The sequence below is a fragment of the Dyella sp. S184 genome (assembly GCF_009766065.1).
Lineage (GTDB): Bacteria > Pseudomonadota > Gammaproteobacteria > Xanthomonadales > Rhodanobacteraceae > Rhodanobacter.
Window position 1 is genome coordinate 1504350 of record NZ_LMUE01000002.1, and the last position, 26848, is coordinate 1531197.

General features: G+C 64.2%; 30 protein-coding genes. 10 read left to right on the forward strand and 20 right to left on the reverse strand.

Annotation, left to right across the window (positions count from 1 at the left end):
• Positions 1-5 precede the first annotated feature (5 nt).
• The gene (gene fghA / locus GSQ75_RS06575) at positions 6-848 is read right to left on the reverse strand and encodes an S-formylglutathione hydrolase (RefSeq protein ID WP_216840618.1); all 843 of its coding nucleotides are present in this window, start codon (positions 846-848) and stop codon (positions 6-8) included.
• Positions 849-1002: 154 nt separating this feature from the next.
• Between fghA and GSQ75_RS06580 the strand changes: the two genes are divergently transcribed.
• Together GSQ75_RS06580 and GSQ75_RS06585 are read left to right on the forward strand one after the other, a co-directional pair.
• Complete coding sequence (locus GSQ75_RS06580) at positions 1003-2946, forward strand: DEAD/DEAH box helicase (RefSeq protein ID WP_158753653.1); 1944 nt, start codon at positions 1003-1005, stop codon at positions 2944-2946.
• A 126-nt stretch (positions 2947-3072) separates the two neighbouring features.
• Positions 3073-3855 (forward strand): class III extradiol ring-cleavage dioxygenase, encoded by a 783-nt coding sequence (locus GSQ75_RS06585; RefSeq protein ID WP_158753654.1) that lies wholly within the window; start codon positions 3073-3075, stop codon positions 3853-3855.
• Between the two features lie 25 nt (positions 3856-3880).
• Here the strand turns inward: GSQ75_RS06585 and GSQ75_RS06590 are convergent, their stop codons facing one another.
• A complete protein-coding gene (locus GSQ75_RS06590; RefSeq protein WP_158753655.1) occupies positions 3881-4264 on the reverse strand; it encodes a YkgJ family cysteine cluster protein in 384 nt (127 codons plus the stop codon).
• A gap of 101 nt (positions 4265-4365) precedes the next feature.
• Positions 4366-5226 (reverse strand): neutral zinc metallopeptidase, encoded by an 861-nt coding sequence (locus tag GSQ75_RS06595; RefSeq protein WP_158753656.1) that lies wholly within the window; start codon positions 5224-5226, stop codon positions 4366-4368.
• 120 nt (positions 5227-5346) lie between these two features.
• Between GSQ75_RS06595 and GSQ75_RS06600 the strand changes: the two genes are divergently transcribed.
• Positions 5347-5739: an MAPEG family protein gene (locus GSQ75_RS06600; RefSeq protein ID WP_158753657.1), complete on the forward strand. Its 393-nt coding sequence runs from the start codon at positions 5347-5349 to the stop codon at positions 5737-5739.
• A gap of 18 nt (positions 5740-5757) precedes the next feature.
• On the opposite strand, the gene GSQ75_RS06605 is transcribed toward GSQ75_RS06600, so the two are convergent.
• Complete coding sequence (locus GSQ75_RS06605) at positions 5758-6534, reverse strand: class I SAM-dependent methyltransferase (RefSeq protein WP_158753658.1); 777 nt, start codon at positions 6532-6534, stop codon at positions 5758-5760.
• Between the two features lie 205 nt (positions 6535-6739).
• Here GSQ75_RS06605 and GSQ75_RS06610 point away from each other — a divergent pair, with 205 nt between their 5' ends.
• On the forward strand, positions 6740-7582 hold the full coding sequence (locus GSQ75_RS06610) for a CPBP family intramembrane glutamic endopeptidase (protein ID WP_158753659.1): 843 nt from the start codon (positions 6740-6742) through the stop codon (positions 7580-7582).
• A 3-nt stretch (positions 7583-7585) separates the two neighbouring features.
• On the opposite strand, the gene GSQ75_RS06615 is transcribed toward GSQ75_RS06610, so the two are convergent.
• The 5 genes from GSQ75_RS06615 to GSQ75_RS06635 all read right to left on the reverse strand — a co-directional run bounded on the left by GSQ75_RS06615 (position 7586) and on the right by GSQ75_RS06635 (position 10754).
• A complete protein-coding gene (locus GSQ75_RS06615; RefSeq protein WP_158753660.1) occupies positions 7586-8203 on the reverse strand; it encodes a Maf family protein in 618 nt (205 codons plus the stop codon).
• Between the two features lie 42 nt (positions 8204-8245).
• Positions 8246-8695 (reverse strand): GNAT family N-acetyltransferase, encoded by a 450-nt coding sequence (locus GSQ75_RS06620; RefSeq protein ID WP_158753661.1) that lies wholly within the window; start codon positions 8693-8695, stop codon positions 8246-8248.
• Positions 8696-8725: 30 nt separating this feature from the next.
• Positions 8726-9196: a 23S rRNA (pseudouridine(1915)-N(3))-methyltransferase RlmH gene (gene rlmH / locus GSQ75_RS06625; protein ID WP_158753662.1), complete on the reverse strand. Its 471-nt coding sequence runs from the start codon at positions 9194-9196 to the stop codon at positions 8726-8728.
• 14 nt (positions 9197-9210) lie between these two features.
• Positions 9211-9597 (reverse strand): ribosome silencing factor, encoded by a 387-nt coding sequence (gene rsfS / locus GSQ75_RS06630; RefSeq protein ID WP_158753663.1) that lies wholly within the window; start codon positions 9595-9597, stop codon positions 9211-9213.
• Between the two features lie 86 nt (positions 9598-9683).
• A complete protein-coding gene (locus GSQ75_RS06635; RefSeq protein ID WP_158753664.1) occupies positions 9684-10754 on the reverse strand; it encodes a nitronate monooxygenase in 1071 nt (356 codons plus the stop codon).
• 66 nt (positions 10755-10820) lie between these two features.
• Here GSQ75_RS06635 and GSQ75_RS06640 point away from each other — a divergent pair, with 66 nt between their 5' ends.
• Positions 10821-11267, forward strand: coding sequence for a hypothetical protein (locus GSQ75_RS06640; RefSeq protein WP_158753665.1), 447 nt, complete (start codon positions 10821-10823; stop codon positions 11265-11267).
• Here the strand turns inward: GSQ75_RS06640 and GSQ75_RS06645 are convergent.
• Both GSQ75_RS06645 and GSQ75_RS06650 read right to left on the reverse strand, forming a co-directional pair.
• Positions 11264-11872 carry a DUF1345 domain-containing protein gene (locus tag GSQ75_RS06645; protein ID WP_254058459.1) on the reverse strand — a complete coding sequence of 203 codons (609 nt, stop codon included), beginning with the start codon at positions 11870-11872 and terminating at the stop codon, positions 11264-11266. The genes GSQ75_RS06640 and GSQ75_RS06645 overlap by 4 nt on opposite strands.
• A 233-nt stretch (positions 11873-12105) precedes the next feature.
• A complete protein-coding gene (locus tag GSQ75_RS06650; RefSeq protein ID WP_158753667.1) occupies positions 12106-12381 on the reverse strand; it encodes a GNAT family N-acetyltransferase in 276 nt (91 codons plus the stop codon).
• Positions 12382-12532: 151 nt separating this feature from the next.
• Between GSQ75_RS06650 and GSQ75_RS06655 the strand changes: the two genes are divergently transcribed.
• The 3 genes from GSQ75_RS06655 to GSQ75_RS06665 all read left to right on the forward strand — a co-directional run bounded on the left by GSQ75_RS06655 (position 12533) and on the right by GSQ75_RS06665 (position 15940).
• Entirely contained in the window at positions 12533-12958 is a 426-nt protein-coding gene (locus GSQ75_RS06655; protein WP_158753668.1) for an OsmC family protein, read from the forward strand.
• Positions 12959-13005: 47 nt separating this feature from the next.
• A complete protein-coding gene (locus GSQ75_RS06660) occupies positions 13006-13950 on the forward strand; it encodes an oxygenase MpaB family protein (RefSeq protein ID WP_158753669.1) in 945 nt (314 codons plus the stop codon).
• 112 nt (positions 13951-14062) lie between these two features.
• The gene (locus tag GSQ75_RS06665; RefSeq protein ID WP_158753670.1) at positions 14063-15940 is read left to right on the forward strand and encodes a 3'-5' exonuclease; all 1878 of its coding nucleotides are present in this window, start codon (positions 14063-14065) and stop codon (positions 15938-15940) included.
• Between the two features lie 69 nt (positions 15941-16009).
• Here GSQ75_RS06665 and nadD read toward each other — a convergent pair whose 3' ends face one another.
• From nadD to GSQ75_RS06705, 8 genes are all read right to left on the reverse strand, one after another.
• A complete protein-coding gene (gene nadD, locus GSQ75_RS06670; protein ID WP_158753671.1) occupies positions 16010-16657 on the reverse strand; it encodes a nicotinate-nucleotide adenylyltransferase in 648 nt (215 codons plus the stop codon).
• Between the two features lie 49 nt (positions 16658-16706).
• Complete coding sequence (holA, locus tag GSQ75_RS06675) at positions 16707-17717, reverse strand: DNA polymerase III subunit delta (protein ID WP_158753672.1); 1011 nt, start codon at positions 17715-17717, stop codon at positions 16707-16709.
• Positions 17717-18265, reverse strand: a complete 549-nt coding sequence (gene lptE, locus GSQ75_RS06680) for an LPS assembly lipoprotein LptE (RefSeq protein WP_158753673.1) — start codon at positions 18263-18265, stop codon at positions 17717-17719. The genes holA and lptE overlap by 1 nt, the downstream gene beginning before the upstream one ends.
• 5 nt (positions 18266-18270) lie before the next feature.
• Positions 18271-21033: a leucine--tRNA ligase gene (gene leuS, locus GSQ75_RS06685; protein ID WP_158753674.1), complete on the reverse strand. Its 2763-nt coding sequence runs from the start codon at positions 21031-21033 to the stop codon at positions 18271-18273.
• Between the two features lie 102 nt (positions 21034-21135).
• The gene (locus tag GSQ75_RS06690) at positions 21136-21762 is read right to left on the reverse strand and encodes a PqiC family protein (protein ID WP_158753675.1); all 627 of its coding nucleotides are present in this window, start codon (positions 21760-21762) and stop codon (positions 21136-21138) included.
• A complete protein-coding gene (locus tag GSQ75_RS06695) occupies positions 21759-23453 on the reverse strand; it encodes an MlaD family protein (RefSeq protein WP_158753676.1) in 1695 nt (564 codons plus the stop codon). The genes GSQ75_RS06690 and GSQ75_RS06695 overlap by 4 nt, the downstream gene beginning before the upstream one ends.
• The gene (locus tag GSQ75_RS06700; RefSeq protein ID WP_158753677.1) at positions 23446-24084 is read right to left on the reverse strand and encodes a paraquat-inducible protein A; all 639 of its coding nucleotides are present in this window, start codon (positions 24082-24084) and stop codon (positions 23446-23448) included. The genes GSQ75_RS06695 and GSQ75_RS06700 overlap by 8 nt, the downstream gene beginning before the upstream one ends.
• Positions 24081-24698, reverse strand: a complete 618-nt coding sequence (locus tag GSQ75_RS06705) for a paraquat-inducible protein A (RefSeq protein ID WP_158753678.1) — start codon at positions 24696-24698, stop codon at positions 24081-24083. The genes GSQ75_RS06700 and GSQ75_RS06705 overlap by 4 nt, the downstream gene beginning before the upstream one ends.
• A gap of 140 nt (positions 24699-24838) precedes the next feature.
• Here GSQ75_RS06705 and trxA point away from each other — a divergent pair, with 140 nt between their 5' ends.
• Both trxA and GSQ75_RS06715 read left to right on the forward strand, forming a co-directional pair.
• Positions 24839-25702 (forward strand): thioredoxin, encoded by an 864-nt coding sequence (gene trxA, locus GSQ75_RS06710; RefSeq protein WP_158753679.1) that lies wholly within the window; start codon positions 24839-24841, stop codon positions 25700-25702.
• A 13-nt stretch (positions 25703-25715) separates the two neighbouring features.
• A complete protein-coding gene (locus tag GSQ75_RS06715) occupies positions 25716-26168 on the forward strand; it encodes a DUF4442 domain-containing protein (protein ID WP_158753680.1) in 453 nt (150 codons plus the stop codon).
• Positions 26169-26197: 29 nt separating this feature from the next.
• On the opposite strand, the gene GSQ75_RS06720 is transcribed toward GSQ75_RS06715, so the two are convergent.
• Positions 26198-26848, reverse strand: coding sequence for a hypothetical protein (locus GSQ75_RS06720; RefSeq protein WP_158753681.1), 651 nt, complete (start codon positions 26846-26848; stop codon positions 26198-26200).

The window sequence follows — 26848 nt, forward strand, 5'->3', positions numbered from 1 at the left end:
GATACTCAGAGCAACCCCAGCGCTGCAGCGTGATGGCGCAGGTGATCGTCGATAAAGCTGGTGATGAACCAGTAGCTGTGGTCGTAACCGGGATGCCGGCGCAGCAGCAAGGCCTGGCCCGCTTCCGCGCAGGCCTGATCGAACAGTTCGGGTTTCAGCTGGGCTTCGAGAAACGGGTCGGCCTCGCCCTGGTCGATCAGAATCGTGCCGGGAAAGGTCTGCCGCTGCACCAATGCGCAGGCGTCGACATCGGCCCACGCCTGCGGGTCGGATCCGAGATAACGCGGCAGCGCCTTCAGACCCCACGGTACCTGGCTCGGCGCCACGATCGGCGCAAAGGCCGACACCGAGCGATAACGTGCTGGGTGCTTCAGCGCGATCGTCAACGCGCCATGACCGCCCATCGAGTGACCGCAGATACTGCTGCGCTGCGCATCCACCGGAAAATGCGCGGCGATCAGTGCCGGCAACTCGTCCGCCACGTAGCTGTGCATGCGAAACCGTGACGACCACGGCGCCTCGGTCGCATCGAGGTAAAAGCCGGCGCCTTCGCCGAACTCCCAGTCGCCGGTGGCGCCGTCGATGCCGGTGGCACGCGGGCTGGTATCGGGCATCACCAGCACCATGCCCAGCTCCGCAGCCAGCCTCTGCGCGCCGGCCTTGAGCGTGGCGGTTTCCTCGGTGCAGGTCAGCCCCGCCAGGAAGTACAGCACCGGGCAACGCTGCTGCGTGGCCTGCGGCGGCTGATAGACCGCAAAGCGCATCGGGCCGGCGCAGGCTTCTGAGTAATGCCGGTAAAAGCCCTGCACACCGCCATGCAGCCGCTGTTCGGAGATCGTTTCGAGCATGCCTGTCGCCATCCATGTATCCGCCCCAAAGCATAACCGCGCGCAGCCGCGGCATCGTGTTCAGCCAGCACGGCGGCGCGCAGGCGCGCGGACTGGTAGAATGCACGGCTTGCGCGCCGCATTCCCGGTGCTGCTCTCTGTTCCCGAGGTTCCCATGTCATCCCCCGTTTCCGACAACGCCCCGGTCCCGTCCGGCTTTGGCGCACTCGCTCTGCACCCCGACGTTCTGCGCGTCCTGGCCGATGTCGGCTATGAATCGCCCTCGCCGATCCAGGCCGCCACGATCCCGCCACTGATGGAAGGCCGTGACGTGCTGGGCCAGGCGCAAACCGGCACCGGCAAGACCGCCGCGTTCGCGCTGCCGATCCTGTCGCGGATCAACCCACGCGCCGGCAAGCCGCAGGCGCTGGTGTTGGCGCCTACGCGCGAACTGGCGATCCAGGTCGCCGAAGCGTTCCAGCGCTACGCCGCACACATCCCCGGTTTCCAGGTACTGCCGATCTACGGCGGCCAGAGTTACGGCCCGCAGTTGCACTCGCTCAAGCGCGGCGTGCACGTCGTGGTCGGCACGCCCGGTCGCGTGATCGACCACATGGACAAGGGCACGCTGGATCTGTCCGAACTGAAGTACCTGGTGCTCGACGAAGCCGACGAGATGCTGCGCATGGGCTTCATCGACGACGTCGAGAAGGTGCTGCAGGCAACGCCACCCGAGCGTCAGGTCGCGCTGTTTTCCGCGACCATGCCCAGCGTCATCCGCAAGATCGCACAGCGCCACCTGAAGGATCCGGTCGAGGTCACGATCAAGTCCTCCACCACCACCGCGCCGAACATTCGCCAGCGCTACTGGTTTGTCAGCGGCATGCACAAGCTCGATGCATTGACGCGCATCCTGGAAGCCGAACCGTTCGACGCGATGATCATCTTCGCGCGCACCAAGCAGGCTACCGAGGAACTGGCCGGCAAACTGCAGGCACGCGGCCTGGCCGCTGCCGCGATCAACGGTGATATCGCCCAGCCACAGCGCGAGCGCGTGATCCAGCAGCTGAAGGATGGCAAGTTGGACATCCTGGTCGCCACCGACGTGGCCGCGCGTGGCCTCGACGTGGATCGCATCAGCCACGTGTTCAATTACGACATTCCCTACGACACCGAAAGCTACGTGCACCGCATTGGCCGTACCGGCCGCGCCGGCCGCGCCGGTGATGCGATCCTGTTCGTCAGCCCGCGCGAGCGCGGCATGCTGAACGCGATCGAGCGTGCCACCCGCCAGCCGATCGAGCAGATGCAGTTGCCGTCGGTCGAGGTAGTCAACGACGTGCGCATCGGCAAGTTCAAGCAGCGCATCAGCGACATGCTGGCGCAGGGCAACCTCGGCCAGTTCCAGCAGCTGATCGAACAGTACGAGCAGGAGCACAACGTGCCGGCGCTCGAGATTGCCGCCGCACTGGCGCGCATCGCGCAGGGCGATCAGCCGTTGCTGCTGGCACCGCCGCCGAAACGCGAGAAATACGAACCCGCCTCGCGCGAGCGCGTCGAGCGCGCGGCACCGCGCGAACGCACCAGCAGCGAGCGCCGTCCGTCGTTCGAGCGCGAGGGTGCGGCGAGCCGTCCCGCCCGCGAGGCCAGGCCGCATGAACATCGGCCACGCGAGCACGGCGCACAAGAGAATGCGCCGCCGCGCGACTTCGGCCATCGCCCGGCACGCGCGCATGCCACCGAAGAAGGCAAGCGCACCTACCGCATCGAGGTAGGTCACGAGCACGGCGTGAAGCCAGGCAACATCGTCGGCGCGATCGCCAACGAAGCCGGACTGGAAAGCAGTTTCATCGGCCGCCTCAGCATCCGCGACCACTACAGCCTGATCGACCTGCCCGATGGCATGCCGAAGGAAGTGTTCGAGCATCTGAAGAAGGTCTGGGTGGTGCAGCAGCAATTGCGTATCCATGAGTGGGACGGCAACGACACCGACGCCGGCAATGCCCCGCCAGCGCACAAGCCGGGCGGCTTCAAGAAGCCCGGCGGATTCAAACCCGGCGGCCCCAAGCCTGGGGGGTTCAAGCCGCGGCACGGTGGTGGGAAACCGCCGCACAAGTAATCCGCAAGCGTCCTGCCTGGATTGCCCGGTCGTTTCGATCGGGCAACAGCATGTTTCCAGCGCGCACTGCTGAAAAACTCATTGGCGCCCATACTTCATGGGTCACCTTCGTCAATGTGTAGCGCCATGACCACCCTGCCCAGTCTGTACATCTCGCACGGCTCGCCGATGACCGCGCTGCAACCCGGCCTCACCGGTGAGCGGCTGGCCGAGCTGGCCGCCGTGCTGCCGCGCCCGCGGGCGATCGTGATGGCCAGCGCGCACTGGCTGTCACGGCGGCCACTGGTTGGCAGTTCGGCCGCTCTCGAGACCATCCATGATTTCGGTGGCTTTCCCGCTGTGCTGTATCAGCTGCGCTATCCGGCCCCTGGCGCGCCCGCACTGGCCGAGAGCGTCATGCAGTTGCTGGATCACGCGGGCCTGACGCCGATCGCCGATCCCGAACGCGGACTGGATCATGGCGCCTGGGTGCCGCTGCGCTTGCTGTATCCGGCGGCAGATATTCCGGTGGTGCCGATTTCGATCCAGCCCGAGCTCGGCCCAGCGCATCAGTACGCGCTGGGGCAGGCGCTGGCGCCATTGCGCGACGAGGGTGTGCTGGTGATCGGCTCAGGTAGCATCACCCACAACCTGCACGACCTACGCGCTGGCTACAGCGACGAACGGCAGGCGCCGTATGTGAAGCCGTTCATCGACTGGATCGAGCAGAAGCTTGCCGTCGGCGACATCGCTGCGTTGCTCGATTACCGCCGACAGGCACCGTTCGCCGAACGTGCGCATCCCACCGACGAACATCTGCTGCCGCTGTTCGTGGCGTTGGGCGCGGCCGGTGCAAAAGCCCATGCACAACGGATCGATGCAGGCATCGACATGGGCCTGCTGGCGATGGATATCTATCGGTTCGATTGAGCAGATATGACGCCGACAGCGGCGCTCAGGCGATCTGCGGCAGCGGCGTGTCGGTATCGAACGGCTCGAGCCAGTCCTGCGGCGTCAGCAGCGCCAACCCATGTGCAAGCCGTGCCTTGTCGCATTGCGGGCTGCTCGTGCCGAACTCCCACGATGGCTGCACTTCGCGGCATACCGACGGCCGCCGCGCATAGATGCCGCAATGCGCCGCCACACCGAGCGTGCCCTGCAGCGCCACGCAGCGTGGCTGCGCCTCATCGGTGCCGAGCATCACCAATCGGTGCGGATCCAGCTTCTCGGTGAGCTCCGGTGGCACGCATCCACCCAGCGATGCATCCGCCTCCGACCAGTGGAATGACACGCGGAAGAAGGCGCAGCAGACACCGCAACGCAGACAGGGATGTTTCATCAAGCTGACCATGGCGCACCCCGAGGCACGCAGCCTGCGGAGTCTAGAGCGTAAAAGGCCGGCCATGTGGCAGGCCTTATCTTCACCAACGCCGAACTTTTCTACGGTTCGCCGGCAAACGTGTTGCACTGGTCCATGTCGCCGCTGCTGAAGCCGGTCTTGAACCACTTCACCCGCTGCGCCGAAGTGCCATGGGTGAACGTATCCGGCCGCACCCGTCCCTGCGCCTGCTGCTGCAAGGTGTCGTCACCGATATGGCTGGCCGCGTTGAGTGCCGACTCGATATCACCGGGCTGCAGCCAGTTCAGATCCTTCTGGCTGTGGTTCGCCCACACGCCGGCATAGCAGTCCGCCTGCAGCTCCTGCCGCACGGACAGGCCATCTGCGCCATCCATCGGCTGCCCCTGGCGCTGCAACTGTTGGACCTTGTCGAACACGCCGGTCAGTTTCTGCACGTGATGACCTACCTCATGCGCGATCACATAAGCGCGGGCGAAATCACCGGAAGAATGCAGCTCATCCTGCAGTTGCTGGAAGAACGCCACGTCCAGATAAACCTTCTGATCACCCGGGCAGTAGAACGGTCCCACCGCGGTCGTGGCGCCACCACAGGCCGTGTTCACGCCACCGCTGAACAGGTGCAGCTTGGGATCGACATAGGTCATCCCCTTCGCCTGAAAGATCTCGCCCCAGGTCTGCTCGGTCGAATGCAGGATCGCGCTGACAAACGCTTTCTGCTGTGGATCGATCTGCACCGGCGCACTCTGCGCGGGCACGTTCGACTGGGTGCCACCCTGATTCAACAGTGCCAGCGGATTCTTGAAGAAGACCCAGCCCAGGATCGCCAGCACGATCAGCCCGCCCAGCCCCATGCGGCCGCCGCCGAAACCTCCACCTCCGCCACCACCGTTGCCACTGTCGACTTCGACGTTGTCGCTGCTGCCACCTTTCTGCCAATCCATACGCCCCTCGCAGATTGATGCACCTCGCCCCGGTGCCGCACCGCGACGATAGCGCCTCGACCGGGATCACGCCAACCGTGCGCTGCGGCTACAGTAGGCGATCTTTCCCGAGGATCCGCCATGACCCATCTGCCTGCCCTGGTTACCCTGCTCACCGTCTTGCTGCTATTCGGCACCATGTGGGCCGTGGGCCACGCCCGCAGCAAGTACAACATCAAGGCACCAGCGATCAGTGGCGACCCGGCGTTCGAACGCGCCTACCGAGTGCAGATGAATACGCTGGAAAGCACCGTCATGTTCCTGCCCACGCTGTGGCTGGCCGCCAGTTACGGCTTCAGTGGCTGGGCGGGCATAGCGGGACTGGTCTGGATCGTCGGGCGCGTGTGGTATGCGCTGGCCTATCTGCAGGATGCGGGCAAGCGTGGCCCTGGCTTTGCAGTCAGCATGATCGGCTGGGTGGCAGCGCTCGTGATGGCCGGCATCGGCGTCTTTCGCGTACTGGTGCTCGGCTGACACGCTGCCACTTCGGGATCAGACAAGCAGGCCAGGCGCCACCGCACTCAGTACCCACACGCGATGCGGTACCGCCATCGGTTCCACTGCATGGCGGGTAGCCAGCATCTTGGCCAGCTCGCTGTCGAAGCGCTGCACCTTGGCCTTGTCCAGCACCGCGCCGATGCCGGCGCAGGCGCGGATGCGGCCACGCCAGTCTGCGTGGCTGTAGGGCACATCGAGATCGAACGAATACGTGCGCAGGTCGGTGAAGCCGGCCTCGGCAACATCTTTCAGCCACGCCGGGTACAGGCCACTGCCACTGTGCAGGGTCCAGCCGGGGTTGCAGGCAAGGATCAACCGCTCGGTGTCCTGCACCATGTTGCCGTTCAGCGGCAGCCAGTCGAAGTGTGCAATCACCAGTCGGCCGCCAGGTTTCAGCCAGCCGCGTGATAGCGCCGCCGTGCGCTGCCGCTCGAACCAGTGCCAGCATTGTCCGGCAGTGATCACGTCGAACGATGCCGGCGGGAAATCGGCATTCTCGACCCGCGCGCGTACCTGCTTCACCTGCACACCCGCCTTGCGATCGAGTTCGGCAGCCTCCGCCAGCAACGGGGCGGAATGATCCAGGGCGGTCACCTCGCAACCACGTATGGCCAATCCGCGGGCGACGGTACCTGTGCCGGTGCCCAGATCCAGCACGTGGTTGCCCTTCTGCAGCGTGCCGTCAACAAACAGGCGCTCGAAGAAAGCGTCCGGAAAACCTGCGCGATGGCGCGCGTAATCACTGGCAGTCCTGCCAAAATCGATTGTCATCGATGTCCCCTGATCAGATCAGTGTCCCGATGTTACCGGGATGATCCGCCGCTGCAAGCCGCCGCCGGCAACGATGATTATCGTGACAACCGTGCCGATCAGCCGATTGCGTCAGCAGTCAGCACCCAGCTAGCTTGGCTACGATGAACGTCGCGTGTGTCTTCTGGTCAAAGGAACTTCGCGCTCGCCCAGGATCAGCTTCACCATGGATGCCATGTATACCGACACTTCTCTGCTGCCACCTGCGATACCGCCGGCACCACTCGTGTCGGCCGCCACCACGCGTGCGCCCAACCTGTGGACTGCGCTGGGATTGATCGTGCTGTATTTCGTCCTGCAGGCCTTCGGCAGCACCCTGCTCGCGCTGATCCTCGCTGTGACCCTGGGCTTCGTTCACCTGAACCAGGGTATGACCCAGGTCGGCAATGGCATCAACACCATGCTGGAACAACCTGGCATGCAGGCGTTGCTGGTAATGCTCACGCTGGGTCTGGCCGCGTCATCGATCCTGCTGCTGGCCCAGCGTCGCTGGTCACATCTTTGGTCGCTGGCACAGCCACCGGGATTCGGTTTCGTGAGGCCGTCACGGCTGCTGTATATCGCGCTGGCCATCGTGGTCGGTGTGGCCGCACCGCTGCTTGGGGCACAGCTGACCCAGTTGTTCGCAAACGGACAGACAGTAAGCCAGGACATCCAGCAACTTGGCGCCAACACCCCGCTGGCATGGCGGATTCCTCTGGTGTTGATCGTGGTGAGCCTGGGGCCCGTGGTGGAGGAATTGCTGTTCCGCGGCGTGCTGCTGTCGACCCTGCTGCAACGCTGGGGGGCGGGCTGGGCGGTGGCGATCAGTTCGCTGATGTTTGCGCTGGTGCACCTGCCGGGCCTGCAATGGCAATGGTTCGGGCTACCGGACCTGCTGTTGCTGGCGTTGCTGCTGGCGTGGCTGCGGCTGCGCTCGAGATCGATCTGGCCAGGCGTGTTGGCCCACGGCATAAACAACCTGCTGGCGGTGGTGGCGTGGTTTGTGGTGGCGCACCTGTCCGGCTGAAGCTCACGCCGCCGGTGCGTTGAAATCACGCAGCAGTCGCGCAGTCTCGAATACCGGCAAGCCCATTACGCCGGAATAGCTGCCCTGCAGATGCTCGACCAACGCCGCACCGCGCCCCTGGATCGCATATGCACCGGCCTTGCCGAACGGCTCGCCAGTGGCTACATAAGTGGCGACGGTCGACTCGTCCAACGGCGCGAAACGTACCTGCGATATGCACACCGCACACTCCTCGCGTGCGGCGCCGACCAGCCATACCACCGAGATCACCTCGTGCGTGCGACCGGACAGGCGGCGCAGCATCGCGGCAGCATCGTCCGCATCCTGCGGCTTGCCGAACACTTCGTCGTCCAGCACCACTTCGGTATCGGCGCCGAGCACGATGGCATCGCTGGCCCGATTCTGATTGGCCCGATTCTGATTGGCCTGATCCTGATTGGCATGATCCAGACTGGCCAATCCGGCACATGCCTTGTCGCGCGCTACCCGGCTCACATAGTCGTGCGGCGACTCACCGCGCATGCGTTGCTCGAGCACGTCGACATCGAGCACGCTGAAATCCACCCCGATCTGCTCCAGCAACTGGCGACGACGCGGCGACTGCGAGGCGAGATAAAGCATTCGGGATACCGGATCAGCAAGCAGTCACAAGCATAGCGGCGATCAAAGCGTGAGGCCGTACTCGCAGAACTGCCGGTCGCGTTGCCAGCCGAGCGATTCGTACAAGGCCTGCGCCGGTGCGTTGTCCAGCGCGGTCGACAGCGAGAGGCTGGCTGCACCCAACGCCCGCGCATGTTCCGCCGCCGCCGTGAGCAGCGCCGCGGCTACCCCCTGCCGACGTGCCGATGACACCACAAATAGGTCGTTGAGCAGCCACGTGCGTACAGTGCGCACCGAGGAAAACAGTGGATAGAGCTGGGTGAAGCCGAGTCCGCCGCCGTGTTCGTCGCGCGCCAGCAGGATCAGCGACTCGTGATGCCGGAAGCGTTCCGCCAGAAAGTCGTGCGCCCGCGCCAGATCAGCCGGCTGGCCATAGAACTGGCGATAGCCGTCGAACAGCGGTGCCAGCGTGTCGAGGTCGAGAATCGTGGCTTGCCGGATCTGGAAGGACATGACGAGTGAGTTCCTTGGGCAGGTCAGTGATCAGGCCCGATGATAAGGATGTCCGGCCATGATCGTGGTAGCACGATACAACTGCTCGGCCAGTACCAGCCGCACCAGCATGTGCGGCAGGGTCAGCGGGCCGAGTGACCAGCGCTGGTCGGCACGCGCCAGCACGTCGGCTGCGTGGCCGTCCGGACCACCGATCAGGAACGCCAGATCACGTCCAGCCATGCGCCAGCGCGCCAGTTGTTCGGCCAGCTCTTCGCTGGACCAGGTCTTGCCGCGCCCATCGAGCGCGACCACGTGGATGTCGTGTGGCAAGGCGGCGAGGATCGCCGCGCCTTCGTCCTGGATCGCCCGCGCATCGTCGCGACCTTTGCCGCGAATACCGGGTTTCAGTTCGATCAGTTCCAGCGGCAGCTCGTGCGAGAGCCGCTTGCGGTATTCGGCGAAGCCCTCGGCGACCCAGCCAGGCATGCGTTCGCCGACGGCGATCAGGCGTGCGCGCATGCCGAAGGTTCAGCTCAGCCGGCTTGCATGGTATCGACTTCGTGCCCGTGGTCGCCCACCGTCCACAACCGTTCCAGGCCATAGAACTCGCGGATGCGCGGCAGCATCACGTGGACGATCACGTCGCCCAGATCCACCAGTACCCATTCGCCTTCCAGCTCGCCTTCCACGCCCAGCGGCATCACGCCCGCCTTCTTGGCGAACTTGCTGACTTCGTCGGCGATGGATTTGACGTGGCGTGCCGAGGTGCCGGAGGCGATGACCAGCAGATCGGCGATGGAGGTCTTGCCGCGAACGTCGATCTCGCGAACGTCCTTGGCTTTCAATTCTTCCAGCGCGTCGATGACGGACTTGCGCAGGGTGGCCGTGGTGACGGACTTGTTCGTACGGGCAGTACTCAAGAGGGGGAGCCTCAATGCGTGATCGCAGCGCAAAATGGCGCGGGCGCAGTATAACCGCCTGCCGTCAAGGGTGCTTCGGGCGCTCCTCAGGGCGCCGGCATCCGTCTGGCCAGCCGGTACTCGTGCATCAGGCGCGCCACCAGCTCGGCCGCCGGCTGAGGGCGTACCAAGCCAGCGGCCTGCCCGCACCATTCGGACAGCAGGTCGCTCCGCCCGGCGGCAGCAGCAGCCCGGCGCAATGGTGCGGTGAGCGCGTTCAGCACTGGATACGGCAGTCCCTGCGCGGCTTCCGGCATGGCCTGGACAAAACGGTTGCGCAAGCCCCGGGCGGCGCGCCCGGAGAAACCCCGGATGGTGGTGACCTGGTGTTCCTCGACCCGAGGCAGATCCTGCTTCCACGCCTCGGCCGCCGAAGATTCCGGGCAGGCAAGGAAAGCGGTACCCAGCTGGCTGGCCGCCGCACCGAGGATTTCCGCTGCAAGCATGCCGCGGCCATCCATGATGCCGCCGGCGGCAATCACCGGAACATCCCCCAGCGCGCGCACGGTAAGCGGCAGCAGGGCGAACAGGCCGATCATGGCGTCCTCGGCCTCGTGCAGGAAGGTGCCGCGATGGCCACCAGCCTCGGCGCCCTGCACGCAGACGGCATCCGCGCCGCCTTCGGCCCAGGCGCGCGCTTCGGCCACCGTGGTGGCGGTGCCGATCACGTAAATGTCGCGCTGGCGCAGCTCGCGCAACTGCGCCGGACTGATCACGCCGAATGCAAAACTCGCCACCGCCGGGCGTGCCTCGCACAGGGCGGCGAATTGATCGGAAAAACGCGGCGCCCAGCGTGTCGGCAGGTTGGTGCGGACATCGAGACCTTCCTGCGCCATCAGCGCATCGAGTTGCTCGCGCGCCTTCGCCACGGCCGCCATGTCGGCCTCGAATTCATCCGGCAGCACGAACAGGCCGATCGCGTAAGGCTGGTCGCCCAGTGCGCGTATCTGCGCCGCCTGATCGAGGATCGCCTGCGGCTCGAGATAACCGGCACCCAGCGAACCCAGTCCGCCCGCATTCGATACGGACGCTACCAGGGCTGGTGGCGTCGAGCCGGACATCGGCGCCTGGATCAGCGGATGCTCGATGCCGATGCGACTGGCGAAGGGCGAGTTCATGCGTGATGGCCTGCAACGGATGGATGCCAAGTATCCGCTGTCGCCGGGTCTGGAAGAAGTGAAGCAGTGCCGCCGGCGGAGCGCCGCCATAGCGACACCTTCGCCAGCGGCCATGGGACTTCTCAGCCGCCGGAGCTCATCGCACTGTCGTCCTTCTTCATCGAGTCTTTTTTCATCGCATCGGACTTCATGGCGGCGGGCTTCATGGCGTCCGTGTGCATCATGTTCGACTTCGATGCGTCCATCTTCATCGAGCCGGACTTCATCGAATCAGATTTCATGGGCGCCTTCTGCATGGCGTCGTGCGACATCGTCGTGCTGGCACTGGCGGGCATCGCGTCCTGGGCAAACACGGCCGTGGTAGCCAGGCCGCAGGTCATGGCAGTAGCGAGAAGAAAGGCAGCGGGTGCGTTCATCGGAGTGGCCCTTGAAAGAGAAGGAAAGAGGACGCTGATACCGTCCCGCCGATTCATTCGCCGCCCGTTTGCCGACGGTTACATCGTGCCGGCCTAGCCACCGCCCAGCCCGGCCACGATATTCACCGTGATCGCGATGATGAACACGTTGAAGAAGAACGCGATCACGCTGTGCAGCAACGCAACGCGACGCAGGTAACGGCTGGTGATCTGCACGTCGGAAACCTGGAACGTCATGCCGATCACGATCGCGAAATAGGCGAAATCCCAGTAATCCGGTTCTGCAGTGTCTGGGAAATCCAGTCCGGAGTGCTTGTCGCCGAAATCGCCATAGAAGCCATGCGCGTAGTGCATCGCGAACATGGTGTTGAGGAACAGCCAACTCAGCACCACGCTGAGCGCGCCGACCCCGATCGCCAGCGCACCGCCTGCCTTGGCCGCATGCAACTCATTGCTCAACGCCACCAGCACCACAGTCGACAGCACCACGCCACTCCACAGGACGCCCCAGCGCCCGGTGTCCTGCTCCCGCGCCTGGCTGCGCATACTCGTCGGCGAGGCCTGATTGAACATCCGCGCCAGAATGCCCAGAAACACCAGGGCACCCAAGTCGAACCCCAGCAATATCGCGATGGTTGGCCGCAATCCGCCTGCCACCAGCAACGCACTGGTGATGATGAAGATCGTCAATGACACGATCATTCGCGGTCGGACTTTGATGAAATGAAATGGCCGCCAACGGCGTTTCCTGGGCCGGGACTGTGCGGCTACGTTTGCATCATCGGATGGGGATGCGTTGCTCATGCATACCACCACGCGGACGCCGCGAACGGCAACACCGTCATGGTAGCCATAGATGGATCATCACATTGAAGCACGCAACCTCCGAAATGTCCGGCTCGGCGACCGGCAACAGGGCGATGATAGCGGGAGTTTCACCGGCACAAATCCTGATACTCCGGATGCCGCGTGATCCATACCGAGGCATACGAACAGGCCGGCACCACCTTCCAGCCTTCGGCACGCGCCGTATCCATGGCTGCCTGCACCAGCGCCGAGGCGATGCCGCGTCCGCCCACTTCACTCTGCACCCCGGTGTGGGTGATCGTCAGCACGCCACCCACCAGGGTGTAGTCGAGTTCGCAATGCACGCCGTCCACCTGCGTTTCGAAGCGATGCGCAGCGCGATCGTGATGAATGGCAAACGACATGCGATCTCCGACACGGACATGACAAGCGCTAAGCATACGGCCTGCTGGCGGTAATCGGAGGTGAAGCCGACTCGCCGATCCCTTCGCGCGGCCTGCATGAGCCAACCACCACACTGCCCGCTGGTCCACTACCGTCTCGCAGGAGAATCCCATGAAGAAATCCGCATCCGCCCACTGGTCCGGCGGCATCAAGGACGGCCAAGGCAGCATCTCGACCGAAACCGGCGTGTTGCGCGAGGCGCCGTATGGCTTCAAGTCCCGCTTCGAGGACGGCCCCGGCACCAACCCGGAAGAATTGATTGCTGCCGCGCATGCCGGCTGCTATTCGATGGCACTCTCGCTCGGGCTCGGCAACGCCGGACTCACCGCCGACAGCATCGATACCAAGGCGGTGGTGACGCTGGACAAGGATGGCGACGGCTTCTCGATCACGGCCGTGCAGCTCACCTGCAAGGCCAAGGTGCCCGGCACGGATGCGGCCACGTTTGCAAAGATCGCACAGGCGACCAAAGAAGGCTGTCCCGTCTCCAAGGTGCTCAAGGCCGCCATCACGCTGGATGCGACGCTGGATACGTGAAACACCTTATCGGCGGCATGGGCGTGGAGCCACGTTAGACTTGGCGCATGCCCTCGCCGCCGAATTTCCTCACCCGTATCGCCCGCGAACCGATCCGCCCGTTGCGCGCCGCGATCCGGCATTGGGTGCTCAGCGCCTTCCCGCGCGCCCAAACCGGCAGCATCGATTACGACCATCCGCACGGCGATCCGGGCCTGTTCGGGCCGGACAGCGCGACCTGGCGCGTGCACTCGGATTTCCCCGGCATGCTGGCCGGGGGCCTGGCCGCACTGACCTTGCAGACCCTGCATCCGCTGGCGTTGGCCGGCGTGTGGGATCACTCCAATTTCCGCGGCGACCTGCTCGGGCGTTTGCGTCGGACCACCGCGTTTGTCGGTGGTACCACCTACGCACCACGCGCGCAGACCGAGGCGCTGATCGAACATGTGCGGCAGATCCACACACACATCACCGGCCATGCTGAAGATGGACGTCCATATGCCGCGGACGATCCCGCGCTGCTGACCTGGGTACATGTCACCGAGGCGTACAGCTTCCTGCAGGGTTATCGCCGCTACAGCCATGCCACCCTTCCGGCGGATGCGGCCGATCGCTATTACGACGAGGTGCGGCGGATTGCCGAAGCGCTGGGCGCCCGCGCGGTACCCGCCTCGGAACAGGCCGTCAACGACTACTTCCAGCGCATCCAGCCCGAACTGGCCTATACAGAACGCTCGCGCGTGGTACTCGAACTGCTGGCGCAGGTACGTCTGCCGGTACCGGCGGCGGGACTGTCGCGCGATCTGTTCCTGCACGCCGGCGCTGCCCTGCTGCCGGAATGGGCGACAGAACTGCTCGGCCGCACACCATGGCAGCAGCGCCAGGCACGACTGGCGGCCCACGCGCTGTGGACCGTCGCGCCGGTCTTTCGCGCCGCACTGAAGGACGGCATCGCCAGCCGCGCCTGCCGGCGCATGGACGTGCCAGTGGAGCAGTTGCAGCACTGGGCGTAGATCCGTTCCCGGACATGCCTCCAGCATGTCCGGGAACCGCTGCATTGCGCCCGGCATTGACAGCTCCGCCCTATCGGCTAACGTCGACTAGATACGTCAGCCAGGGGCGCCTGTGGCAACACTCATTCCGACCCGCAACAGTTGCCTGCCACGCATGACCGGCGGCGAGAAACGCTTTTCCGAACGACTGGAACAGAAACTCGAGGACGATTACCTGCTGTGGTACGACGTGCCGATCGGGTTGAAGCAACAGCGCCCGGATTTCGTGGTGTTCCATCCGCGCCGCGGCATGCTGGTGCTGGAGGTGAAGGACTGGAAGGCGGACACCATCCGTCACGCCGACAGCACCCAGTTCACCCTGGTCACCGAGCGCGGCCTGGTCAAGGAAAACAACCCGCTACTGCAGGCCCGTGCGTATGCACTGGAAATCGGCGTGGTGCTGGAGCGCGATCCTGCACTGCGTCATCCGCCGTCCAGCCGTCATGCCGGCAAGCTGGTGATGCCGTGGGCATACGGCGTGGTGCTGGCCAACATCAGCCGCCAGCAGTTCGTCGATGGCGACCTCGAAGTGGTGATTCCCGGGCACCTGGCGATCTGCCGCGACGAGATTTATGAAACGGTCGATTCCGAAGCCTTCCAGGAAAAGCTGTGGGCGATGTTCCCGCAGGTATTCCCCACTGCCCTGACCCTGCCGCAGATCGACCGGGTGCGCTGGCACCTGTTTCCGGAAATCCGCGTGGCGCCGGGCGAGGGCCAGTTCGGTCTGTTCGACAGCAGCGCGACCGGCGTGACCAAGTCGCTGGAAATCCCCGACCTGGTCAAGGTAATGGACGCGCAGCAGGAGCAGCTGGCGCGTTCGCTCGGTGACGAGCACCGGATCATCCACGGCGTTGCCGGCTCCGGCAAGACGATGATCCTCGGTTTCCGCGCGATGCAGCTGGCGCGCGAGCTGTCCAAACCGATTCTGGTGCTCTGCTACAACAAGACACTGGCGGCGCGGCTAGATCAGCTGATCGGCGAGCGCGGCCTCAGCGAGAAAGTGCAGGTCTACAACTTCCACAAGTGGTGCCGGAAGATGCTCACCGCCTACCATGTCGAACTGCCGGAGCAAGGCAGCAAGGACTTCTTCGAACAGATGGTGCAGCGGGTGATCGATGGCGTCGAGCGCGGCCAGATCCCGCGTTTCCAGTACGGTGCGGTGCTGGTCGACGAGGGTCACGATTTCGAGCCGGACTGGTACAAACTGATCGTGCAGATGATCGACCCCAGCACCAACTCGCTGCTGGTGCTGTATGACGATGCGCAGAACATCAACAGCAGCACCAACCGGCGCAAGTTCACCTGGAAAAGCCTCGGTGTGCAGGCACAGGGTCGCACCACCATCCTCAAGCTCAACTATCGCAACACGCTGGAGATCCTTTCGGTCGCCCGTGCATTCGCCAGCGAACTGCTCGATGCGCAGGCCGGTGAGGACGATGGCGTGCCGCTGATCGCACCGGAAAGTGCAGGGCGGCGCGGTGCAGTACCTGAGCTGATCCGCGCTGACAGTGCCAGCGCGGAACTCGCCACCCTGGTCAGCCAGATCCGTGACGAACTGGCGCATGGCCGTCACCTTGATGACATTGCGGTGATCTACCGTTTCAACTGGCAGGGCGAGAAGCTGCGCGCCGCGCTGGAACAGGCCGATTTCGCCTGCCGTCTCGCCGACGACAAGGGTGGCAAGGGCTCACTATTCCTGGTCAAGGACAGCGTAAAGCTGATCAGCATGCACTCCAGCAAGGGTCTGGAATTCCCGCTGGTGATCATTCCCCACCTCGGCCAGATGCCCAAGGCCGGCGAAGACGAGGCGCATGAAGCGCGCCTGCTGTACGTGGCGATGACCCGCGCCACCGAACGGCTGGTGCTGATCCATCACGAGGATTCGGTCTTCAGCAAACGTATCCGCGATTCGATCAATGACGTGCAGGGGCAGCTGGCCAGTAGTGTTTGATCAGGCACGACACAGGAAGGGCCTTCACGTCCGCTTGGGGATTCGCGAAAACTTCTTTCAGCTCGCGATTTAACGACGGTATGGCGCCAACAATCCCGGATCGTCGAACAGCCCCTCCGGCAGCAGATAGCGTGGGTCGCGCCCTTCAACGAGCAGTTCGCGGATGCGCGTGGCAGAGATTTCCAGCGGGGTGACTGCCAGCTCGATCAGCTTGCCGGCGCCCGTATGGCGCAACGCAGCGGCATGCTGCACGCGCCGGTTTGCGACCACCTGCTGCAGCTCATCCGGAAACCCGGCTTCCACGCCCGGCCGGCTCAGTACGCCGATATGCGCCACCTCGAACAGCTCGCGCCAGCGATGCCAGCCCGGCAGTCCGGCGAACGCATCGGCACCGATCAGCAGCACCAGCGGACGCTCGCCCTGTTCCGCGCGCAGCTCGATCAGGGTATCGATCGTGTAGGACGGCCCGCTGCGTTCCAGCTCACGGGTATCCAGCGTCAGACGTGATTGTCCCTGCAGCGCAGCGCGCAGCATCGCCACACGCTGCACAGCCGAGGCCATCGGCGGCGCTCGATGCGGCGGCACGCTGGCCGGCATCAGCCGCACTTCCGCGTCGAGCAGCTCGGACGCCTCCCACGCCACACTGAGGTGGCCCAGATGCACCGGGTCGAAGGTGCCACCGAAGATGGCGAGCGGTTTGATTGTTGTCTGTGGCAAGAGCCTTACCCCTCCCCGACCCTCCCCTGCTGGCAGGGAAAGGAGATTGTCATGCCAGCGCCTTGGCCGCGCGCGGTTCGGCGATCGCGGCGATCAACCGCTCGGCCTCTTGCCATGGGTTGCCGGTCTCACGACCCTTGACCATGCGGTCGATGCGTGAAGCACGAGCGAGGCATTGCAGCCAGTGATCCCGCGGCGCACGACGCAACGCCTGGCGGAACAAAGTCTCGCGCGCCTGCCATAGATGTTCGGCGCGGAACTGGGCCGCAAGGTCATGCGCGTTGGCGAGGCGCAGTGCCAGTTGCAGTTGATTGACCAGCCAGCCCATCAACGCGAGCAATTCGTCGCCTTCGGAACGCAGCCCGGCGAGGATGCGCAACGCGCGCGCGCCGTCGCCGACGAAGGCGGCATCAGTGAGCTTGAACACATCGTAGCGGGCACTATCGGCGACCAGATTTTCCATCTCGGTCGCATCGATGCGACCCTGCCGGTGCAAGATGGCGAGCTTGTCGATTTCCTGCGCGGCAGCCAGCAGGTTGCCTTCGACGCGCTCGGCGAGCAAAGCGATCGCATCGGGCGTGGCGGACAGCCCGCGCGAGGCTAGCCGTGCACCGATCCACGCACCCCATTCGTTCGGGCGTGGCGCGTTGAACACCACCATCGTGCCGCTGGCGTCGAGCTTCTTGCTCCACGCACCATCGTGCTTGCTGCTCCACTCCATCGCGGTGACCAACAGGGTGACATCCGGCGGCGGATCGGCGCAGAACGCGTTGATCGCCTTGGCGCCATCGATGCCAGGGCGGCCGGTAGGCAGGCGCAGGTCGATCAGCCGGCGGGTGGCGAACAGCGACATGCCGGCTGCGGAACGCGCCAGATCATCCCAGTCGAAATGCTGGGTGACGTCAATCACCTCGCGTTCGCTGTAGCCAAGTTTCTTCGCCTGCGCGCGCAGTGCGTCGGCGGCCTCCAGCACCAGTAGCTCCTCGCCGGCGAGCAGGTATACCGACGCCAGGCGGTCAGCCGCCAACGCCTTCTGCCACTGGCCGGAACTGAGCGGCATCAGTGCGTGCTGGCGGCGCTCGCCGGTACGGCCAGCCCGTGTTTGCCGGCGGCCTGCAGGCGGAACAGGATCGCCTGCACCATGTCGTCGTTGAGGCTGTGCTGTATCTGCTGGATTTGCGAGGCATTGCCGATGGTGTCGGTAGCGTCGTAACTGAATTCGCGCGACATGTTGATGTTCTGCTGCGGTATCAGCACTTGACCATCGGCTCCGGCCACGTTGAACTGCACCTGGTAGTGCACTGAATACTCAGTGATGCGCACATACCCACTGTTGGTCAGCGAGTCGGTACCAAACGCCGCCACCGGTACGTTCAGCTCCGCAATACCCGGACCACCCTTGTCCTCGACGGTGACGCCGGAAACCTCCAGCGCGCGCGAAAGCATGCGCGGGAACTCGCCACCACCGGTGACGGTGAGATGGATCTTCTGCATCGATGGCGGTAACGCCACGCTCCCGCGCAAATGGAAACCGCACGCGGCCAGCGCAAGTGCCGACATCAACAGCAGCGAAGCTTGGAACAGGCGGCCTGCTTTCATGAAGCTCATGGATTTCATCCTGCGACGATGTTGACGATCTTGCCGGGAACCACGATGACCTTGCGCACGCTCATGCCTTCCAGGAAATGCAGGACCTGCGGCTGCGCTCGCGCCACAGCCTCGGCGTCCTCCTTCGAGGCATTCGCAGCCAGCTCGATGGTAGCGCGCAACTTGCCGTTGATCTGTACTGCCATGGTGACACTGTCGCGCACCAGCGCGGCCGGGTCTGCCCTGGGCCACGGCTGATCCTCCAGCACCGTCTCGGCGTGACCAAGCGTCTGCCACAGTGCATGACTGATATGCGGCACCACCGGATTGAGCAGCAGCACCATCGCTTCCAGCGCCTCATGACGCACCGCACGGCCCTGCTCGCTCTGGTCACTGAACTTGTTCAGCGCGTTGAGCAGTTCCATCAGCGCGGCAATCGCGGTGTTGAACGCATGGCGCCGACCGAAATCGTCGTCGACCTTCTGGATCGTCTCGTGCAACTGGCGGCGTAGCGTCTTCTGGCCCGCATCCAGCGCCGACGGATCGGTGACCGGATGATCGGGGTTCGCCACATGCGTGGTCACCTCGCGCCACAGCCGCTTCAGAAAGCGCGCCATGCCTTCGACGCCGGCCTCGCTCCATTCCAGCGACTGCTCCGGTGGCGCGGCGAACATCGAGAACAGCCGCACGGTATCGGCACCGTACTTGCCGACCATAGTCTGCGGGTCGATGCCGTTGTTTTTCGACTTGGACATCTTTTCGGTGCCGCCGATCTGTACCGGCTGACTATCCGCGCGCAGTACCGCACCGGTCACGCGACCGCGCTCGTCACGTTGCACGTCGACCTCGGCCGGGTTGATCCAGTCCTTCGAACCATCCACCTGGTCGCGATAGAACGTCTCGGCGATCACCATGCCCTGGCACAGCAGGTTCTGCGCCGGCTCGTCCGAATGCACCATGCCCGCGTCGCGCAGCAGCTTGTGATAGAAGCGGAAGTACAGCAGGTGCATGATCGCGTGTTCGATGCCGCCAACGTATTGGTCGACCGGCAGCCAGTAGTTCGCGCGCTCGTCGATCTGCGCATTCGCACCGGGGCTGGTGTAGCGCGCGTAGTACCAGCTCGATTCCATGAAGGTATCGAACGTGTCGGTCTCGCGCTCGGCCGGACCACCGCACTGCGGGCACACGCACTTGCGCCACTCCGGGTCGGCCTTGATCGGCGACTGCACACCGGAGAACGCCACGTCCTCGGGCAGCACCACCGGCAACTGGTCTTCCGGCACCGGCACCGCTTCGCACTTCGGGCAATAGATCACCGGGATCGGGCAGCCCCAGTAACGCTGGCGGCTGACACCCCAGTCGCGCAGGCGCCAGTTGACCCTGCGTGAACCGGTACCGTTGCGCTCGAAGCGTCTGGCCAGCGCATCCAGCGCCTGAGCGAAATCCATGCCGTCATATTCACCGGAATTCACCAGCACGCCGCGCGGCGTCCATGCGGCATCTTCGAGAATGCGTCGCTCGAATTCCTCGACCACGCGCAACGGCGCGGAAATATCCTGCATGTTGCTTTCGCGGCCACGCAAGGCAGCGCGCATCGGATCGATGCCAACGCCTTGCGACAGGTCATGCTCGATCTCATTCAGTGCATCGATCACCGATGGATCGACGATCACCATCCGGATCGGCAAACTGTACTTCTGTGCAAATTCCCAGTCGCGCTGATCGTGCGCCGGCACTGCCATCACGGCACCAGTGCCGTAGCCCATCAACACGAAGTTGGCGACCCACACCGGGATCGGTTCACCGCTGATGGGATGGATCGCGCGCAACCCGGTATCCATGCCGCGCTTGTCCTGGGTCTCCAGCTCGGCTTCGGATACGCCGCCATGCTTGAGCTCGTCGAGGAAGGCGGCCAGCTTTTCATTGCCCTGCGCCGCTTTCAACGCCAGCGGATGTTCCCCGGCAATCGAAACGAAGGTCACGCCCATCAGCGTGTCGGGGCGGGTGGTGAACACGCTCAGCGGTTCGGACTCACCCTGCACTGCGAAGTGGATTTCCAGACCCTCGCTGCGACCCAGCCAGTTGCGCTGCATGGTCTTGACCGCATCCGGCCAGCCCGGCAGCGTGTCCAGGCCATCCAGCAGCTCCGGTGCGTAGTCGGTGATCTTCAGGAACCACTGCGGGATCTCGCGCTTCTCCACCACGGCGCCGGAGCGCCAGCCGCGACCATCGACCACCTGTTCGTTGGCCAGCACGGTCTGGTCGACCGGATCCCAGTTCACCACCGCGTTCTTGCGGTACGCCATGCCTTTCTTCAGCAGGCGGGTAAACATCAACTGTTCCCAGCGGTAATAGTCCGGCTTGCAGGTGGCGAACTCGCGCGTCCAGTCAATCGCATAGCCCAGCGACTTCAGCTGGCTGCGCATATGGTCGATGTTGGCGTAGGTCCACTTGGCCGGCGCGGTGTTGTTCTTGATCGCGGCGTTCTCGGCCGGCAGGCCGAACGCGTCCCAGCCCATCGGCTGCAGCACGTTCTTGCCCTGCATGCGCTGGTAACGGCTGATCACGTCGCCGATGGTGTAGTTGCGCACGTGGCCCATGTGCAGTGCGCCGGACGGGTACGGCAGCATCGACAAGCAGAAGAACTTCGGCCGGGAGGAATCCTCCTTCACCTCGTACGCATGCTGCGCATTCCAGTACTGCTGCGCGGCAGCTTCCACCGACTGTGGCCGGTAGCCATCAGTAGCGGCGCCTTGTTCCGGAGTGTTCGGGTCTTGGATATCCTGCATGATTCCTGGCGCCATGATGCGATTTGCGTAGCCCGGCTGCGCCGGCCGCGGTGAACTGGTCAGATTAGCTCAGCGCGGACCCAGCGCCAAGCCTGAAGCGATTTATCCAGCCGGGCACGCCGCCACCTGCCCGTTCCCGAGCGCACGCGCAGCACTGGCGATCTGCGCCGCCAGCTGGCCGATTGCGCGCTGATGCCCCTCGACCAGCGCAGCGTAGCCCGGCCCGACGGCGACGCTGACCCGGCTGGTGCATGCCAGCATGCCGGCCTGGGCGCCATGTAGCTGGCGCACGCTCCAGGTTCCCTCGATCAAGGCGTAGCTGCCGGGTTGCGAGTCGAAACGACGCAGATCCAGCTTGATCCGCAACACCGGTTTATCGTTGCCGGGGAGGCCGCTGACATCCTGGCTATGCAGTTCACGCGCTAGATCGGCCGACAAGGCGCCGCGCACCTCGTCGCCTAGCGGCGCGATCCAGCGCTCGCCATTGAGCAAGGCGACGCCCTGCCCGCCTTCGCGTACCACCAGTTGCGGCTGGTCAACCTGCGCCGGAATGCTGACCGGCAACAGTTCGAATGGCAGCGACGGCTCAGCCTGGCTTGCCGAGATGACCCCATTGGCCGACTCTCCAGCCGGTGCAATCAGTGTGTAGTAATGCAGTGGCGCCGAAGCGCAGGCCGCCAGAACCAGCATCGTGACCACACCCAGCAGACATCTTCCCGTACGAATCATGGCTTGCTCCCAGGCTGCGGTTCGGTAGCCGCCGGCGTTGTGGTGTCGGGGGTGGGTTTGGCGTCCGGGCGACGGCCGCGGATCAACGCCTCCGGGTGGCCATCCAGATAGTCGGTGAACACGCGCAGCGAACGCGCCATGCGCTGCAATTCCTGCAGCGTGCTGCCCAGGTTCTGCTGCAGCGGCGAATCGCTGGACAGCGCATCGCTGGCCGAGCCCATGGTCTTCTGCACGCCTTGCAGAGTTGTCTTGAACTCCGGCAGGGTCTGGCCGTTGACCTGCTTCAACGTGGCATTGAGCCCGGCCAGGGTCTGGTCCAGGTTCTTGCCGATACTTTCGAACGGAATCTTGTCGACCTTGTCGACGATCTCGGCCAGCTGCTCCTGCAGCTTGTCGAAGCTGCCGGCCACCGTGGGGATGATCAGCGGCTTGGCGTTCGGATCGAACGCCACCGGCAGCGCGTGCGGCACGAAATCTAATTCCACATACAGCTGACCGGTCAGCAGGTTGCCGCTGCGCGCCTGCGCACGCAGGCCGTGCTCGACCAGGCGTCCCATCAACTGCGACAGGTCCGGATTCTCACCGCGTGCCTTGGCCAATGCTTCCAGCTTGTCATAGGCATTGCCCAGGCGCTGCGGATAGACCACCGCCCCCACGACGACCGGGAAGCGTTGCGTCTTTTCGTCGTAATCCAGCTTGATCGAGACTACCTTGCCGATGTTGATGCCGAGGAACTCCACCGGTGCGTCCACCGCCAGCCCGCGCACGGATTGCTCGAAGCGCAGGCGGATGTAATGCGGCTCACCGTCCGGCGGTGCCATCGCGCTGGCCTGATCGCCGAACAGCGTGTACTCGGTTCCTTCCGGCGCCGGCGTGCTGTCATGCGGGCCGGCGGGATCCTGGAACGCCAGGCCACCGGCCAGCACGGACGCCAGCGACTGCGTGTTGACCTTCAGCCCGCTCGCCCCAACCGACACGTCGATGCCGCTTGCGTTCCAGAAGCGCGTGGCGGTGGTGACGAACTTGTCATTGGGGCCGTCCACGAAGATCTGCAGCGAGACGCCCTTGCCATCGCTGTCCAGCTGATAGGACACCACGCGCCCGACCTGGATGCGCCGGTAGTACACCGGCGAGCCGATATCCAGCGAGCCGAGGTCGTCACTATGCAGCATGAAACTGCGGCCGGGCGCGCCATGATTCACCGCCGGTGGCGTCTCCAGCCCCTTGAACTCGTCCGCGGGCGCGTTCGAATCACCCACGTCGACGCCGATGAATGCGCCCGACAGCAACGTATCGATGCCCGACACACCGCCCAACCCGATCCGCGGCCGCACCACCCAGTAGCGGGCGCCCAGGGTGGCAAAACTTTCGGCGCTTTTCTCCAGTCCCACCTTGACCAGCACATGGCTGTGATCGGCGCTGAGATGGATCTTGTTGACCCTGCCGATCACCACATTCTTGTATTTCACCGGCGTCTTGCCGGCTTCCAGTCCTTCGGCGCTCTGGAAGCTGATGGTGATGGTCGGGCCAGCCTGCAGCCAGCTGTTGACCACCAGCGAAAGGCCGACCAGTGCCGCCAGCGCCGGCACCAGCCAGATCAGCGAGGCATTGAAACGACGATGCTTCACCACCGGTCGCGGCAATTCGCCGCCGTGCCGGCCACCCTGTTCAATCTGGCTGTCGTCAGTCATCACTATCCCTGCCATCCCAGATCAACCGGGGGTCAAAACTCATCGAGGCCAGCATGGTCAGCACCACGGTCAGGCCGAAAAAGATCACGCCGGGCAATGGTTCCACTCGACTCAGCAAATTGAAGCGCACCAATGCCGTCAGCAACGACACCACGAAGACATCCAGCATCGACCAGTAGCCGATGAATTCGATCAGTCGATAGAGCTTTGCACGCTGCGGCCGTGCCCAGTCGCTGCCGCGCTGGCAGCTCACCAGCAACGTGCCCAGTGAAAGGAACTTCAGCATCGGCACCACGATGCTGGCGGTGAACACGATGACCGCCAGATCGGGCGAACCCTTGACCCACAGCTCGACCACGCCGCTGATGATAGTGTTGTCGTCGATGTCGTTGAGGCTGGCGGTACGCATGATCGGCAGCACGTTGGCCGGAATGTACAGCAGGAACGCAGCGATCAGCAGCGCCCACGCGCGCACGTAGCTGGAGGGTTTGCGTCGGTGCAGCGCCGAGCCGCAGCGCGGGCACGCCATCTCATCGGACGGATCATCGCCATCGAGTGCGTCCGCACAGACCAGCTTGCAGACATGGCAACTGATCAGGCCAAGCTCGGCAGCACGCGGGAACGCGCTCATGCGGGATCCTCCGGCGTGAGCTCCCACAGCTGACGCAGGTCGACGCCGGCAAAGACGGTGATCAGCAAGGTCAGCGCGGCGTAGGCATAGATACCCGGATCCGCCACCACGTCGAAGTAAAGGTGCGCCTTGACGATTGCCACCAGCGCCCCCAGCACGAACACCTCGCTCATCGTCCACGGCTGCAGATAATGCAGCACCACCATCATCGGAGCGAAACCCGGAGCGCGCCGACCAAGGCGCGCAAACCAGAGCAGCCAGCCGAGCAGCAACATCTTGGTCAGCGGAAAAAAAAACAGGGTCGCGGCGGCCAGTACCGAAATCACCTGGGCCTGCTGCTGCCACATCGCGATGATCGTGCCCCACAGCGTGGCACCACTGAACTGGCCGTTCAAGCCGAGCGTGACGATCGGCCACATGTTTGCCTGCACGAACACGATCATGGCTGTCAGTACCAGCGCCAGCAGGGCGGTCAGGCTCAGGCCGTGATGACGTTCCAGCTCTGCATGGCAGCATGCGCAGCGGGCCACCTCCCCACGCGCCAACGTGCGACGGCGGTAGACCGTGTCGCAGTGCTCGCAGATTAGCAACGCTTCGGGTGGAGTCGTGCCCATGTACTCGGTGCCTTGCTCCGGCGTGACGATCCGCGGATTCTCGCAAATCTATCGTGAATGCGGTGCCAGAGCATCCCTGCCGCTTGATATGCTGGGTATTGCCCTGATCTGAACCGACATCCGCCGAACTGGAGTTTCCCGTGACTGATGCTGCCCCCGCCCATGTCTTCGACGTGGAACAGCAAAGCTTCGAAGCCGATGTGCTGCAGGCGTCCCTGACCACACCCGTCCTGGTGGATTTCTGGGCCACCTGGTGCGAGCCGTGCAAGACGCTGGGACCGATGCTGGAAAAGCTCGCCGCCGAGTACAACGGCGGGTTCCGGCTGGGAAAGGTCGATGTCGACAAGCAGCAGGAACTGGCCGGCATGTTCGGCATCAAGAGCATCCCGACCGTGGTACTGGTGAAGGATGGCCAGGTACTCGATGGTTTCGCCGGGGCACTGCCCGAAGGCCAGTTGCGCGAATTCCTGTCACGCCATGTGCAGCCGCTGGAAGCACTTGCCGAGGCCATCGAGGAAGAGGTCGTACAGGAAACTCCCGAACAGGCGATCGACCGCCTGCAGCAGGCGATCGCCGCCGAACCGGGCAAGCCTGATCTGAAACTCGACCTGGCCCTGGCACTGATGCGCGCTGGCCAGGTGGATGCCGCTGCCACGGAGCTGGCTGCGTTACCGGCCAACCTCGCCATCGACGCACGCGCCGTGCGCCTGCGCAGCGAGCTGGAACTGGCCCATGCGCTGCTGGACGCGCCCGAGAAAGCAAAATTGCAGCAGCTCGTTCAGGCCGATGGCAACGACTGGGCTGCACGTGATCAGCTCGGCGTGCGACTGCTGCATGAAGGCGACGCTGAGGCCGGGCTCGAGCAGTTCCTGACGATCCTGCAGAAAGCCCGTGACTGGAACGATGGCCAGGCGAAGAAACGCCTGCTCGCCGCGTTCGCCACGCTCGATGATGCCGATCTGGTCAGCCGCTACCGTCGCAAGATGGCTTCGTTGCTGTTTTGATGACGGCGAACTGATGAAAGCCTCCACCTTCCGCCACCTGCTCAACCTGTGGCCACCTTTCCTGTGCAATTCCATCCGCCTGCAATCGCTCAACGATGACTACACCGAAGCGAAGGTAGTGCTGCGCTTGCGTCCATGGAATCGCAACTACGTGCGCAGCCAGTTCGGTGGCAACCTGTTCGCGATGGTCGATCCGTTCTGGATGCTGCTGGCGATGCACCAGCTCGGCAACAACTACTACGTGTGGGACAAGGCCGGCACGATCGACTTCGTCGCGCCGGGGCGTGAGGACGTCTATGCTCATTTCAAGCTGGAAAGCAGCGTCGTTGACGAATTGCGTGCAGCAGCGGCTGGCGGTGAGAAAGTGCTGCGTTGGTTCGAGACCGAGGTGAAAACCGCTTCCGGCGAAGTGATCGCCCGCGTGCGCAAGCAGATATACGTACGTTTGAAACCGAAGGCGCGCTGAGTCCTGTTTCGCACCAGCGTGGCTTCCCGCTACTCCTGCTCGAAACGGGCGATGTCTTCAGCAGCTGCCTGTGCGCGTCGAATGCTGCCACCGGTTGTGCTGTCGTCCAATGCGCGTGCCAGTCTGGCGCGCTCCGGTCGATGCGCCCAGCGATGGAACCACCACGTGGCAAGCAGGCCCGCCGCGCCGATCGCCAACTGGATCCAGATCACCGACGGTGCCTTGTCCATGATTGCACCGCGAGTGAGCACCACCAGCAGCGGCGCGGTCAGAAACCACCACGGCAAGCCCACGACCAGAGCGCCGCCGATGGCATAGATTTTCCTGAGCTTCAACAGCTGGTGCTGGATCACCATCACTGGCGCCGCGTAATCGATACGCGCGATTTGTGCCTCGACCACGGCACCGACGATGATCAGACCCAGACAATAGAGATGCATCACCAGCCCGGCCAGCAGCACCGCTGGCTGATGCAGGTGGGCGATCCAGATCGGCGCGAACAGCAGCGCTCCAGCAATGCCGATGATGATCTGGATGGCCTGTCCCCACACGAGGGGTCGCAATCCCCGCCGCGCCTTGTCCAGCCGGCCATCCCGAAAAATCTGCAGGTTCAGCGTGTGCTGCTGCTCCAATCGACGGTCAAGTGCCTGCCAGGCGAATTTCATCTCATCGAGTTCCAT